Here is a 13,763-nt window from a genome sequence, read left to right on the forward strand (position 1 = left end):
CACCGCGACGCGCGCCGACACAGCGCTCATCGAGCGCGCGATGTCGTCCGCAAGCGAAATCACCCGCGACGACTTCGTCCCCGGAGCAGGCTCAAGCTCGTAAAGCGTCACAACCGGACCGGGGCAGGCCTGGACGATCTCGCCGCGGACGTTGAAGTCCTCCAGAACGCCCTCGAGGAAGCCCGAGTTCTGCTGCAGGATCTCGACCGGAATCGCGCTCTCGACCTGCGGCGGCTCGGCCAGGAACTCGATCGGCGGCAGCGAGAAGCCGCTGACGGTGACCGGCTGCGTCGGAATGCGGAAGGTGCGGCTGGCGACCGGCACGGGGGCCGGAACAGGGGCCGGCGCCGGCGCGGCGGGCTCCGCGACGACGGGTTCCGCGACGAACGGCGCCTCGTCCTCCGATGCGGCCTCCTCCTCAGGCTCTGCCGCCGTCTCGGCGTAGGTGAGGGCGGCCGGCGTGGCGGGCGCGGCATAGCTCTCGGCGATCTGCAGGCGGACACTGTAGCCCATCGACCATGACGGCGCGGCCGCGGCCGGGACCGCGGCCTGAGCGACCGGGGCGGGCGAGGGTTCGGGGACAGGCTCGTGAGCCGGCATCGTCAGGGCAGGCGCGGGCACGGCCGCCATCGCGACCGGCGCGGAAGCGGGCAGGGACGCGGGCGGCGGCAGGCCGTCATCGGCGCCGGCGGGGGCCAGTTCCCAGAAGGCATGGTCCGAGAGGAAGGCGAAGGCGTCGTCATCCGCGACGACCGGGGCAGGCTCCGCGACCGCCGGGACAGGCGCGGGCGACGCAGCCTCGGCGTGGGCGACCGGCACCTCGTCATCCTCGGCGAAGGCGTCCGTCCAGGGCAGGTCGTCGACGGTCTCCGGCAGCGACGCTACAGGATCGAAGGCTGGCTCGGCCGGCAGGGGGGCTGCGACATCGGCGAGCGCGGAGGCCGCCGGAGCAGTGGCCTTCGGCTGCGGGGCGGGGGCCGGCTCGGCGCGGCCGGTCGGCAGGCCCCAGACCTGGGCCAGCAGATGGTTGGGCGTGCGGTTATAGCGGACGCGATCGGGCAGGGCGCCGGGCTTCTGCCGCTTGGCGAAGGGCTGCGGCTCCGGCTCGGCGAGCGCCGGCAGGGACGCCGTCTCGGCTCGCTGCCTCATCTGCTCCGGCGCGCGGCTGAAACGCATCGCGGCCGGCGGCAGATAGGGCTCGCCGGTGGCGTCGCGCGGCGGATGGGCGGGCTGGCGCGCCATCTCCCGGCCCTCGGCCGGCAGCGGCGGCATCGCCCGCGAATCCTCGGGAGAGACAGTATTCGCTTTGATGAGTCCGCCCAGTCTACGCATAGTCTCAGAGCACGCCACAGAACAGAAAAGGTCGTGTTCCGTGGTAGCCGGGCACGGTTAATGGCGGCTGAACACCTCCGGGCGCTTTCGGGGACGGCTCCGGTTCAGGCCTCCGCGCGGGCGGCGCGCTTCTCGGCCATGTGCTGCTCGTCGTCGAGGCCGCGGCGCCAATAGCTCACCACCAGATGCTTGTCGCGCTCGGCGCGCAGGCGCTGCCGGGCGGCGGCGCGGACATGGCGGAAGGCCTCGTGCTCCATGGCGCCCCAGAGATAGAGGTCCGGCCCGTCGGCGGGGAGTTCGAGGGCGTCGAAGGCCTGCTGCAGCAGCGGCACAGTGCCGGCCTCGGCCGTGCCGCGATGCAGCCAGCGCAGGGCGATGCCGGCGGGTGCCGCGAGATTCTGCTCCTCGCCCTCGTCCTGGACCTCGATCATCGCGGTGCCCGCAGCGTCGGCGGGCAGGGAGGCGAGCATGCGCGCCACGGCGGGCAGGCCGGTCTCGTCGGCGAGGAAGACATAGCGGCCGGCCGGTTGCAGGCCGCGCCCGCCGGGGCCGGCCATGCCGATCCTGTCGCCGACTTGAGCGCGGGCGGCGAACGCCGAGCCGGGCCCGGCGTCCTCGTGCAGCACGAAATCGATGGCGAGCGTCCCGGCGGCGGCATCGATCGCGCGGATCGTGTATTTGCGCATCACCGGGCGGTTCTCCTCCGGCACCGGCACGGGCAGGCCGTCTTCACCCAGGCTCGGCCAGCGGACATCCTGCCCGCTCGATTGCGGCAGATAGAGCCTGACATGCAGGGCGTCCTGCCGGTCGAAGCGCGCCAGATCCTCGCCCGCCAGGTGGATGCGGCGCATATGCGGCGTGACGTCCTGCAGCGCCGTGACGGTCAGGAGCCGGAAGTCGGGCGCGGTCGCGGTGCCGACGCCGTCGCCCGTCCAGATGATGGCCGGTGGGGCGTCCGCCGGGGCGTATTCCCGGACATGGCCGGCGATGATCTTGCGCATTTCCAGCAGCCCGGCGAGATCGGGTGATTCGGCTACGATGGTGATCGCGTCGCCGCTCGCCTCGAACACGGCGTTGTGCCCGCCGAAGCGCAGCACGGTGCGCGCACCGTCCCGGCTGATCTCGGCGCCGTGCTCCTCGAGATGCGCGCAGAGCGGGGCGATGGTCGCGGCCGGGTCGGCCAGAACGATGCGGGTCTCGGCGCGCAGGCTGGTCATGATGTCGGTGCTTTCCAGCTGATCGCGCCGGCCGCTCAGGGCGCAGCCGCCGCGGGTCCCTCGATCCAGAGCGTCCCGTCGAGCGGGATCGCGGAGAAGCGGGCCTCGATCTCGCGCAGCGTTGCCTGCGGATCGATGCCGGCCATGCGTTCGGGGTGCAGCCAGGTCGCCATGACCTCGAGCGCAACCAGATGCAGCGGCGTGTCGTTGAACAATTGCCAAAGCCCGAAGCTGCGGCCCTTGCGGACGGCGGAGAGCACCTCGAACCCCGGCTGGCCGAGCACCGCGGCGAGGCTGGCGGCGGCCTGCGTGGGCCCGATGCCGAGGCCGAGCACCAGCCCGCCGCGCTTGGCGAGATGCACGCCGCCGCTGCCGATATAGACGTCGGGGTCGATCGCGAGCAGCTGTTCGAGGCTGATGACGCCGCTCGGCCCGGGGATCAGATCGGCGGCGATGTTGCGCCCGCCGGCCAGGGTGATCAGCGAATCGAAAATGCCCTTGCCGGGCGAGGAGCAGCAGTCGAACCCGCCGGCATGCGCGTGGAAGAACACCGAGGGGCGCGGGGCGCCGGCGAGCCGCTCGGCGATCCGGCGCCGGCGCTGCTCGTAGAGCGTGATGAAGGCCTCCGCCTGCTCCTGCCGGCCGATCAGCGTGCCGAGGATGCGCAGGCTCGGCACCGTGTCCCGCAGCGGCTCGAAATAGAAGTCGATCACCACGACCGGGACGCCGGCCGCCTCGAAGCGCTGGACGAGGTCGCCGGGACCGCGGCGCGTGCCTGCGAGCGACTGGCTGAGCACGACGAGATCGGGCGCGAGCGAGACCGCCTTCTCGAAGGAGAACGCGTCGGCGGTCGTCCCGTCGCCGGTCAGCGGGATGTCGTCGATCGCCGGAAATGTCTCGCGGTAGCGGGCATAGGCGTCCGGCATCTGCCGGCGGAAATCGCCGCTCCAGCCTGCTATGATCGAGAGCGGGTCGCGATGGATCAGGCCGAGCGCGTTGAGCTGGCGCCCCTGCGCCAGCACGATGCGCTTGGCCGGCGCCGGCAGCGAGACGGTGCGGCCGAGCAGATCGACCGCCGTCACCGGCTCCGCGACGGCGGGGCGCACGAGCGCGAGCAGCGCGAACGCCAGCAAAGCGACGAGGCGCAGGGCGGTGCGGAGCGCAGGCGCGTTCATGGCCGGGCTCCCGACAGCGCCGCCGGCTCGGCCAGCGCGAAAGCGATCGTGCGAGCCATCATCGCCGGCAGGACGGAGATGTGGTTCTCGTCCGGGAAGACCCGGTGCTCGCAGGCGACATGACCGGAGGCGGCGAGCGTCGCGGCCATCTCGGCGGCGTTGTCGACCATCCGTGCCATGCGCAGCCGCTCGGCGCGATGCGGATCGTGCCCGGCCTCGCCATCCTGCTCGGCGCCGCCGACGGTCAGCAGCAGGCGCGGGCGGCGCTGCGGGGCGGGCGCAGCGAGGAAGCGCGTGCGGGCGGCCAGGATGGCGCGCTCGTTCCACCAGATCGAGGGGCTGCCGGCGACCAGCGTGGCGAAGAGGCCGGGGCGGGTGAACAGCGCGTGCAGCGCGAACAGGCCGCCGAAGGAATGCCCGGCCAGGGAAAGCCGCGCATGATCGACCGGGGCGAGCGTTTCGACGAAGGGCAGGACGACGTCGGAGATGCGGTCGAGGAAGTGGTCGGCGCCGCCCTGTTCGGGCAGGAGGTCGGCGCTGCGGCGCGCGGCGTCGAAGGGGGCGGCGCCGGGATAGCCGATGCCGACGAGGATGGCCGGGGCGACCCCGGTGACCTCCGGGCGGGCGGCCTGCAGCCGCGCCGCGAGCAGGCCGGCGGGGAAGAGCGCGTCCCCGTCGACCATCAGCAGCACCGGGAAGCCGGCCGGCGGCGCCGCCGCCTCGGGTAGCGCGACCAGCAGGCGATAGGGCGGTGCGCCCGGCGACTCGAGCGTGAAGGCCTGTGCGCCCGGCAGCAGGACCGGCTCGCCGAGAGCCGGGCCTGCCTGCACGCGATGGGCTGCCGGGATCGCCACGCCCTGCCTCACCAGCGGTAGGACAGGGTGGCGAGCACGGTGCGGCGCAGGCCGAAGGAGCAGCCGGTCGCGCTGTAGCAGCCGGAGATGTACTCCTTGTCGAACAGGTTGTGGGCGTTGACCTGCAGCTTCCAGCCCTTCATCGCCGCATTAGCCATGCCGAGATCGTAGCTGAGCGCCGCGTCGACCAACGTGTAGTCAGGGGTGAAGAAGGTGTTGCCCGGATCGCCGGCGCCCTTGCCGACATAGCGGACGCCCGCGCCGAGGCCGAGCCCGGCGAACAGCCCGGTCTTGAAGGTGTAGTGGGCCCAGAGCGAGGCCATGTGGCGCGGCACCACCGGCGGGCGCCGGTGCAGGTCGACGCCGTTGCTCTTGGTCACCTCGGCGTCGGTATAGGCGTAGGAGCCGGTCAGGTCGAAGGAGTCGAACAGGGTGGCGCGGGCCTCCAGCTCGACGCCGCGCGCGGTGATCTCGCCTGTCTGGATCTGGAAGCCGGGATTGGCGATGTCGGTAGTCGTGACGTTGCTCTGCTTGATCTGGTAGACGGCCGCCTGGAAGAAGGCGTTGTAGCCCACCGGCTCGTATTTGAAGCCGGCCTCGTACTGCTCGCCCTCGGTCGGCTTGAAGGCCCGCCCGCCGAAGCCCGTGCCGGCTACCGGATCGAATGAGGTCGAGTAGCTGGCATAGGGCGCGAAGCCGTTGTCGAAATTGTACATCAGCGCGACGCGGCCGGTGCGGGCGGTGTCGTCCTGCTTGGTCAGCACATTGGTGGCGAGCGCCCGGGTGCGCGATTCGGCCCGGTCGAAGCGCCCGCCGATCAGCAGCGAGAGCCGGTCGAGCTTGATCTGGTCCTGGGCATAGACGCCGTACTGGGCAGTGGTCTGGTTGGTGCGCGTCTTCGGCGACATCAGGAAGGGCGAGCGGCCATAGACCGGGTTGGTGAAGTCGAGCGGCTGCACCGTGCCGGGGAAGCCGCCGGTCGAGGAGGCGTCGGTCCAGGCGGCGTCGATGCCGACCAGCACCTTGTGGGTCAGCGGGCCGGTGCGGAAATCGGCCTGGAGCTGGGTGTCGACGGTGGCGGTGCGCGCCTTCTCGTCATAGGCGGTGACGCGGCGGTTCAGCGTCTTCTGGTCGGCCTGGATACCGGCGACCGAGACCGTCTTGAAATTCGACTTCAGGTCCGAGACGCGGAGGTTCTGGCGCACGGTGAAGACGTCGTCGAAGCGGTGCTCGAAGGCGTAGCCGAGATTGGTCTGGTTGCGGCTGTAGCCTTCGAGGATCGGCTCGCCGGGGAAGAAGTTGCTGCGGATGCGCCCGGCGCGGCTGGGCAGGGCCGAGCCGATGGAGGGGATGAAGCCGTAGAAGCCGGTTTCCGGATCGCGCTGGAACGAGGTGAGCAGCGTCAGCGAGGTCGCCGCCGTAGGCTGCCAGGTCAGCGAGGGCGCGATGAAGATGCGCTCCTCGCGGGTGTGATCGACCTGGGTGTCGGCGGCGCGGCCGAGGCCGACGATGCGGTAGAGCAGCGTCTTGTCCGGCGTCACCGGCCCGCCGATGTCGAAGGCGAACTGGGCGCGCTCATGCGTGCCGATCTGCAGCTGGACCTCGCCATGGGCGACGTCCCGCGGCCGCTTGCTGACCATGTTGACCACGCCACCCGGCTTGACCTGGCCGAAGACGACGGAGGCCGGGCCGCGCAGCACCTCGACGCGCTCCAGCCCCCAGGGCTCGTAGGCGGGCACGAGGTAGTTGACGCCGCGCAGATAGCGCAGCCCGTCGAGATTGGCGACGTAGCCTGCGCCGCTGCCCGAGCCGCCGAAGCCGCGGATGAAGACGCTGTCGTAGCGCCCGGCCGAGAGGCGGGTCTCGGCGAGCACGCCGGCGGTGTAGCGCAGCGCCTGGCCGACGCTCTGGGCGGCCTGGTCGTCGATCTGGTCGCGCGTGACGACGGTGATCGACTGCGGCGTCTCCATGATCGGCGTGTCGGTCTTGGTCGCGGTGTCGCTGCGGCGGGCGACATAGCCCTGGACCGGCCCGCTGGCGCGCTCGCCCTGAACCTCGATCGTGTCGAGCCCGATCGCGCCAGGCGCGGTCTGCGCATGGGCGCTCGACCAGGCGGCGACGATGGCCGCGAGCGCGACGCCGGCGCGGCGTGCGGTCCTGTTGCGGAAGATGACGCGATCCATAAGCCCGATCCCTGTCCCCGTCGCCTCTCGGGCGACCTGTCGCAGGGGTTCTGTCAGCAAGGCTCGGGAGGCGGCAACGCTCTCGGCTTTCGATTGCGGCAGTATTTCTTTCGGTTGAGTTTTGAACGCGTCGAGCCAGAGACCGCAGGCTCTTCCGAGCGCGCTCATGCCCTGAGCGCGCTCGGCGGCAGGCCGAAGCGCTTGCGGAACAGGCTCGAGAAATGCGCCGGGCTGTAGCCGACGGAAAAGGCTGCGACGCTGACGCTGGCCTCGCCCGAGGCGATCATCGCATAGGCCTGCTGCAACCGGTGCTCCTGCAGATAGCCGAAGACGCTGGTGCCGAATTCGCGCCGGAAGGCGGCGGTCAGCTTGCTGGGATTGAGCCCGCTGGCCCGTGCCAGCTCGGCGAGGCTCGGCGGCGCCTGCGTCGCGGCGAGAAGCATGTCGCGCACCGCGTGGATCTGCTCGCGGGTGCGCGGATCGAGGCGCTGGGAACGCGGGCGCTCCGGCGGGATCACCTCGCCCAGCGCCAGCGCGCAGAGCTCGAGCGCCTGGCCCGCCAGATGCAGGCGCTGGAACGGGCCGGCGGGCGAGACGCCGCCCTCCGCCATCTGGGCCGCCAGGCGGCGGGTGGCGGGGCCGGCGGGCCGCAGCCAGAGGGCGGCCTCGCCGGGCTGCGTCCCTGCCATCAGCCTGTCGAGCGCCGGGCCGAATTCGCGGGCGAGGAAGTCGATGTCGAACTGCATCAGCACCGAGGCCTGCGTACCGTCGGCGAGGCTGGTGCGCCGTTGCAGATGCTGCCCGTGGCTGGCGGCGACCAGCACGGACGGGCCCTCGATCACCACGGGCGGCCGGTCGTCGAGCGCCAGGGTCTGGCGGCAGTCGAGCAGGACGGCGATCTTCAGCCCCGTCCGCATCGGGCCGACCACGCGCTCGCCCTCGCGGCTGGCGAAGCGGCCGGCCGCGAGCGACAGGTGGTTCGAGAACAGGCCGAGCGTGCCCGGCACGGGACGGTCGGCAGCGGGGGGAAGCGGCATTGCGACCTCGGTGAAGATCGCGGCACAATAGGCTTCCGGGTCAGAAAATCAAATTTTATCAGTATTTTAGATGGTTTCCAGACAGGAATCGGTCCGGCGCGGGCTCAGCGCTTCATCTCGATCTCGATGAAGCTCAGCCTGGTGGTGCCGGCATTCTTGACGTCATGCTTGACCCCGGCAGGGCGGATATAGCTCTGGCCGACCTTGACCTCGGTCTGTGAGACGACGCCGTCGACCTCATAGGCCATGGTCGCGTCGGTCATGATCACCACGGCGTAGTCGAGCCCGTGCTCGTGCCAGCCGGTGGTGGCGCCGGGCTCGAAGTCCCAGCGCGTGATCCGGGCGCGCTCGTCGTCGGCGAGAAGCGTTGAGACGGCGGGAATCGTGCATTCGAACGGCATGGTCTGTCGGTCTCCGTGATCGCTGGCGGGGGCCATCATGGCGGGGATGGGCGCTGCTGCACAGGGCCGGTCAGGCCTCCGTCCCGGGGGCGGTCCGCCCGGAGCGCAGGCTCGCCTCCAGGGCCGCGAGCGCGATCCGGCCGGCCTGGCGCACATGCGCGCGGCAGGCCAGCGCGGCCGCCTCGGCATCGCGGCGTTCCACCGCCGCGACGATCGCGTCGATCTCCGCCAGCATCGCCGGCAGGCGCCCCGGCGCGGCCATGGAGAGCAGGCGCAGCTGGGTGATGCGGCTCAGCAGCGGCGCCAGCATGCGCGGCACGTAAGCGTTGCCGCAGCCGCGCATCAGCACCTCGTAGAAGCGGCGCTTCAGCGCCGACAGATCCTCCGGCGCGGCGGCATCGGCAGCCGCCCGCATCTCGGCGTGGACGGCGCGCAGCGCGTCACGGTCGGCCTGCGAGGCACGGCTGGCGAAGCCCTCGCCGGCCAGCGCCTCCAGCATGCCGCGGATCTCGTAGATCTGCGCGGCCTCCGCCACGGGCAGCACGGCGACGAAGGGGCCGCGATGCGGCAGCACCGTCACCAGCCCCTCCGCTTCGAGCAGCCGCACGGCTTCGCGCACCACCGTCCGCGAGGCGCCGAAGAGTTCGCACAGCATGCGGTCGGGCAGGTGCTCGCCCGGGGCGAAGCGCCCGGTCACGATGGCTTCGCGCAGCCCGTCCTCGACGAGCTGCCGCACCGGCTTGGGCGTGATCCTCAGCTGCATGTCGGTCGCCGGCATCTCGGCTCGCTCTCCCGTCCTCGCCGTCTGTCTTCTACCCGAGGCGCGTCGGCCGCCAAGGCCGATCTGCCTACTCTGCTCCGAGATTGACATACAATATGGCAATACGTCATCGCTTGACCAGGGAGGAAGCCGCCAATGTCCGACGATCAGGCTCTGTTCGAGAAGGGGTTGCCGATTCGGCGGGAGGTCCTGGGGCCGGACTATGTCGATGCCTCGATGGCCAAGGCCGACGCTTTCATGATGTCCTTCCAGCGGGCGACGACCAGCTGGGCCTGGGGGTGGGCCTGGGGTGACCCGACGCTGGAGCGCCGCACGCGCAGCATGCTCAACCTCGCCATGCTGACCGCGCTCGGCCGCAGCCACGAGATCAAGCTGCATGTGAAGGGGGCGCTCAACAACGGGCTGAGCGTCGAGGAGATCAAGGCGGTGCTGCTGCACGCCACCGCCTATTGCGGCATTCCCGCCGGGCTCGATGCCTTCAAGGCGGCGCATGAGGTGCTGCTCAAGGAAGGCGCGCTGCCGGGCGCGTCGGACGGGGAGGCCGGGCGGTGAGCGGCGCCGCGATCCGCAGCGTCGCCTTCATCGGCATCGGCAATATGGGCTGGCCGATGGCGGCCAACCTGCTGCGCGCCGGCTTCTCGGTCACGGTCTGCGACGCGGTCGCCGGCCGGGCCGAGGCCTTCGTCGCCGCGCAGGGCGGCGTCGCGGCCAGTAATGCCGCGGCGGCCGTCGCGGGCGCCGAAGCGGTGGTGACGATCCTGCCGACCAGCGCCGAGGTCGAGGCCGTCCTCGCCGAAATCGCGCCGGTCCTGGCGCCGGGCACGCTGCTGATCGAGATGAGCTCTGGCTCGCCGCTGGTGACGCGGCGCCTCGCTGAGGAGCTGGCGGCGCGGCAGGTCGCGATGGTCGACGCGCCGGTCTCCGGCGGCGTGCCGCGGGCGCGCACCGGCGAACTCGCGATCATGGCGGGCGGGGAGCAAGCGGCGCTCGACCGGGCCGAGCCGGTGCTGAAGGCGATGAGCACGACGATCCACCGGGTCGGCACGGTCGGGGCCGGGCAGGCGATGAAGGCGCTCAACAACCTCGTCTCGGCCGGCGGCTTCCTGATCGGCATCGAGGCTCTGCTGATCGGCCAGCGCTTCGGGCTCGATCCGGCGCTGATGGTCGACGTGCTCAACGCCTCGACCGGCATGAACAACGCGACCCAGAAGAAGTTCGGGCCATATGTGCTGTCGCGCGCCTTCGACAGTGGCTTCGGGCTCGACCTGATGGCGAAGGATCTCGGCATCGCGCTCGAGGTCGGGCGCGGCACCGGCACGGTGACGCCCTTCGCGGCGCTGCTGCGCGAAATGGCGTCGAGCGCCGTCAACCTGCTCGGGCCGGGGCAGGATCACACCGCCTTCGCGCGCCTGAGCGAGGCGCTCGCCGGGACGGAACTTTGGCCCGGGCCGGCGGCGGGCTGAGCACCGGCCTCAGCCGTTCCAGTCGGCGTACCAGCGCTTGAACTGCGCGAGCTGCCGTTCGGCATGGGCGCGCTGGCTCGGCGAGAGCGCGTCGGTCGGGTTGAAGTGGAGGGTGTATTCGGCGTCGCCCTCCAGCACCATCAGGTGCTTGTAGTAGAGCACGAGGTCGGTGCCCTCGTCATAGCGCGAGAGTTCTTCCAGCGCCTCGCTCAGCTCCAGCGCCTTGCGCCTTGCCGCGACGTCGCCGGCGGCGGCCGCCTTCGCCAGCGCGACGAAATGCAGGATCTCGCGCGGCAGCACGTTGCCGATGCCGGTGATGGCGCCGACCGCGCCGCATTTGACGAAGCCGTGGAAGACGCAGGTATCGACGCCGGCGAGCAGCACGACGGTCTCGTCGCGACCGATGATGTGCTCGGCCGCATAGCTCATCGCTGCGGCCCCGCCGAACTCCTTGAAGCCGACCAGATTCGGATGCTCATCGCGCAGGGCGAAGAACAGCTCGGCGCGGGTCTCGAAACCGTAATGCGGGCTGTTGTAGATTACCGCCGGGAGCGCCGGAGCCGCGGCGAGAATCGCCTTGAAATGCGCGCGCTGCGCCGCGACCGAGCTGCCGCGCGACAGCACGCGCGGAATCACCATCAGCCCGGCGGCTCCGACGCGTGCGGCGTGGCTGGCCAGCGCCACCGCCGAGGCCGAGTTGACCGCGCCGGTGCCGACGACGACCGGCACGCCGGCCTCGACCAGCCTTTCGACGCCCTCCATGCGCTGCGCATCGGTGAGCAGCGGCCAGTCGCCCATCGAGCCGCAATAGACCACGGCCGTCATGCCGGCCTCGATCATCTGCACGCCCTTGCGCACAAGCGCATCGAAATCCGGGCTGCGATCAGGCCTGCAGGGCGTCATCAGCGCGGGAATCACGCCGGCGAAGATCTCGGGACTCATGTGCGCCCTCCGGATGCCCGCACCGGCACGAGCCTGTAGGGGGGTCCGATCATTTGCACCACCACCGGCGCGGGTCGCCGTAGCTTAAACCTGAGTCTCGTCAATGGGATAGGGGCATCCGCGGCCCGGCGCTGGCGGTGCGCGAAAATGCGCGATTGCCCCGGCAATGTCGCGATCTTCTGCACCCTTTCGCTTAATCCGCGTGCAGAAATAAGCGCAATCCGATCAGATAGTTGCATGGCGGCTCTGTCCACGCCGGGTGACAGTTCGATCGTCGGAACTGTCGCCCTAGGGCGACAGAATGAAGGATGGGCAACAGTTACGAATTATCAAACAGCAGCAAGCGGATAGGACCGTGACGGCGCAAGAGGCCCGCGCAGGAACTGTCGCCCTCACTCTTCGAGGTCGAACCAGTCCTGAGCCGTTTCGGTCGTTGCCTTCTCGTCGCTAGGGCCGAAGCCAACGTATGGCCGTGCGGGGATCGTGACCTGACGAGCATAGGCAGCACCGCCGCGTTTCAACGGGATCCGCAGGGCGCCATTCTTGGCCTTAATCGTGGCACCGAACTGATGGACGGCGCCGTGCACGGCGGACGGGCCGAGCTTCAGGACTGTCCCAGCCACCTCATGGTTCAAAGAGCCCCTCAGCCTGCCGCTCACCGTCAGAATAGGAGCTGAGCTTCCCCGCGCTTCGACCGTGAGAGGCTTCAATGGTGCCCACGCGCGCCCCTGCGGATCCTTCTGGCTGTCGAAGCGCTCGCTGGTGGTCTTCAGCAGCGCATCACCAATGTTCTTGAGCAGCGCTTCCTTGCGCTCGGCGCGCGCAATGAGCTTTTCGAGCTTCGCCAGGCCGTCGCTGGTTGCGTCGATGACGATGCGAACTTGGCCGGTCATTGCGGATCGCTCCTGCGAGGCTTATATTCCTCGTACCCGGAGGATAATGGCCTCGTGATCAGGCTGCCCATGGCCTCCGGAACGCCGCGATCGATCACGGGTCGCGGCTTTATCATGGCTGCGCTCCATCGGCCTGCCGGCGATACAGAAGTGCCCCGTGACGCTGCGTCTCGATATACGCGTCGCGCTTTCGCGGATCGGCATCATCGGCGGTGAAGAGCGTCTTGGCTTCCCAGCCCGCCTCGCCATACTCGAACACCGCGACCGAGGGCTTGTCGCCGTCGTGGCGGAGATAGCGACGGCGCAGTGTGGTCTTGCCGGTCCGCTCATTGCGATCCCAGTCGACCCAGATCTCGTCTGGATCCTTCAACGCTTCAGCGGCGCGCAGATACTCGCCTGCACGCGCCCGTTTGAAGACCTTCCAGGCACCGTCCTGCGTCTGAAACATCTTCTCGCTGATGACGACGGCGCCGCCGGCCATGTCGCGATGGATGGCCGCGCCGTTCTCGCCCCTGGCCGCCCCGAACAGGCCGAGCACCGCGTCGACATAGGTCTCGACGGCCTCGCCCTCCTTCAGGCGCCCGACGCGGCTCGGCCGGGCGACATCGCGCAGCGGCGGCAGATCGGCGGGCTTCGGATTGCCGCGCCCGCCAGGCGGCAGGGCGTCAGAGGCCGGCAGCGGGCGCTGCAGCTCTGACGGCACGAGCCCGCGTTCCCAGCTGTCGCCGGGCTGGTGAGCCCATCCGAAGTCGATGCCCTCCGGAACCATGACGATGTCACCCGTCTTCGGGTCCTTGACCGGCCGCAGGTTCAGCGGCGGCGCTTCGTCCGGGCCGGCCGGCTTGCCGCGCTTCTCCTGCTCGCGGTCACGCTCCCGCCGCGACAGCGGGCGAGCGCCGCAGCTGCAAAGCCAGCCGTTCGGCGGGAAATGCGTCTGCCAGAAGGTATCGTCATGGCGGAGGATCAGGCCGTCCCACCCTTGATGTTCGATGCGCGGCGTTTCAGGTGTGCGGATGTCGGCATGGCGGTACATCCACCAGGGCCGCAGCTCCAGCACGTCCGGATCGCGCATCTGCTTCAGGCGGCCGGCCTGATAGGACGTCCGCACATTGGTCTCGTAGATGACGCGCGTGCGCCAATCGCGATTATCCTCGCCCGCGCCTCCGATCCAGCCGTGCTTCTCGACGGTCTTGTCGAAGTCGCGCCTGAATTCCTCCAGCGTGGTGCCCTTGTCGATGGCCTTGTCGATGGCCTGGCGAAGTTCGGAGAGCACCGCCTCCTTCTCGACGCCGGCCACGACGAATGCGCGGTCATGCGCGCGACCGTCCAGGTCGCGCCAGCCTTTCGTCGGCAGCGAGACCTTCTGCCGGAAATAGTCGAGCTGCGGCTTGAAGGACTGCCGGAAGTCCTCTGCGAAGGCGCGCACGGCGGTCACTCCGCAACCTCGTCGAGCAGGTCCGAGCGGCCCTTCAGCTCGGCGAGCGC

General features: G+C 70.2%; 13 protein-coding genes. 2 read left to right on the top strand and 11 right to left on the bottom strand.

The genetic code is table 11. The features are described from left to right. The 8 genes from ABE438_RS14430 to ABE438_RS14465 all read right to left on the bottom strand — a co-directional run. Positions 1–1,272, bottom strand: a 1,272-nt coding sequence (locus ABE438_RS14430) for a DNA translocase FtsK (protein ID WP_346503339.1), incomplete at its 3' end; no start/stop codon positions are given. 164 nt (positions 1,273–1,436) lie between these two features. Then, complete coding sequence (locus tag ABE438_RS14435; protein ID WP_346503340.1) at positions 1,437–2,549, bottom strand: siderophore-interacting protein; 1,113 nt, start codon at positions 2,547–2,549, stop codon at positions 1,437–1,439. A gap of 35 nt (positions 2,550–2,584) precedes the next feature. Next, a complete protein-coding gene (locus tag ABE438_RS14440; protein ID WP_346503341.1) occupies positions 2,585–3,724 on the bottom strand; it encodes an ABC transporter substrate-binding protein in 1,140 nt (379 codons plus the stop codon). Further along, entirely contained in the window at positions 3,721–4,578 is an 858-nt protein-coding gene (locus tag ABE438_RS14445) for an alpha/beta hydrolase (protein WP_346503342.1), read from the bottom strand. The genes ABE438_RS14440 and ABE438_RS14445 overlap by 4 nt, the downstream gene beginning before the upstream one ends. 8 nt (positions 4,579–4,586) lie before the next feature. Then, the gene (locus ABE438_RS14450) at positions 4,587–6,761 is read right to left on the bottom strand and encodes a TonB-dependent siderophore receptor (protein ID WP_346503343.1); all 2,175 of its coding nucleotides are present in this window, start codon (positions 6,759–6,761) and stop codon (positions 4,587–4,589) included. 164 nt (positions 6,762–6,925) lie between these two features. Then, on the bottom strand, positions 6,926–7,798 hold the full coding sequence (locus tag ABE438_RS14455) for a helix-turn-helix transcriptional regulator (RefSeq protein WP_346503344.1): 873 nt from the start codon (positions 7,796–7,798) through the stop codon (positions 6,926–6,928). 104 nt (positions 7,799–7,902) lie between these two features. Further along, positions 7,903–8,199, bottom strand: a complete 297-nt coding sequence (locus ABE438_RS14460; RefSeq protein WP_346503345.1) for a cupin domain-containing protein — start codon at positions 8,197–8,199, stop codon at positions 7,903–7,905. A 70-nt stretch (positions 8,200–8,269) separates the two neighbouring features. Beyond that, complete coding sequence (locus ABE438_RS14465) at positions 8,270–8,962, bottom strand: GntR family transcriptional regulator (protein ID WP_346503346.1); 693 nt, start codon at positions 8,960–8,962, stop codon at positions 8,270–8,272. A 153-nt stretch (positions 8,963–9,115) separates the two neighbouring features. Here ABE438_RS14465 and ABE438_RS14470 point away from each other — a divergent pair, with 153 nt between their 5' ends. Then, a complete protein-coding gene (locus tag ABE438_RS14470; RefSeq protein WP_346503347.1) occupies positions 9,116–9,532 on the top strand; it encodes a carboxymuconolactone decarboxylase family protein in 417 nt (138 codons plus the stop codon). Beyond that, positions 9,529–10,443, top strand: coding sequence for an NAD(P)-dependent oxidoreductase (locus tag ABE438_RS14475; RefSeq protein ID WP_346503348.1), 915 nt, complete (start codon positions 9,529–9,531; stop codon positions 10,441–10,443). The genes ABE438_RS14470 and ABE438_RS14475 overlap by 4 nt, the downstream gene beginning before the upstream one ends. A gap of 9 nt (positions 10,444–10,452) precedes the next feature. Here the strand turns inward: ABE438_RS14475 and ABE438_RS14480 are convergent, their stop codons facing one another. The 3 genes from ABE438_RS14480 to ABE438_RS14490 all read right to left on the bottom strand — a co-directional run bounded on the left by ABE438_RS14480 (position 10,453) and on the right by ABE438_RS14490 (position 13,704). Then, positions 10,453–11,385: a dihydrodipicolinate synthase family protein gene (locus ABE438_RS14480; RefSeq protein ID WP_346503349.1), complete on the bottom strand. Its 933-nt coding sequence runs from the start codon at positions 11,383–11,385 to the stop codon at positions 10,453–10,455. Positions 11,386–11,777: 392 nt separating this feature from the next. Continuing rightward, a complete protein-coding gene (locus tag ABE438_RS14485) occupies positions 11,778–12,278 on the bottom strand; it encodes a phage virion morphogenesis protein (protein WP_346503350.1) in 501 nt (166 codons plus the stop codon). A gap of 112 nt (positions 12,279–12,390) precedes the next feature. Then, the gene (locus tag ABE438_RS14490; RefSeq protein ID WP_346503351.1) at positions 12,391–13,704 is read right to left on the bottom strand and encodes a PBECR2 nuclease fold domain-containing protein; all 1,314 of its coding nucleotides are present in this window, start codon (positions 13,702–13,704) and stop codon (positions 12,391–12,393) included. Positions 13,705–13,763 lie beyond the last annotated feature (59 nt).

It is taken from the genome of Allobosea sp. TWI1241 (genome assembly GCF_039673065.1).
In the GTDB taxonomy this organism is placed as follows: Bacteria; Pseudomonadota; Alphaproteobacteria; order Rhizobiales; family Beijerinckiaceae; genus Allobosea.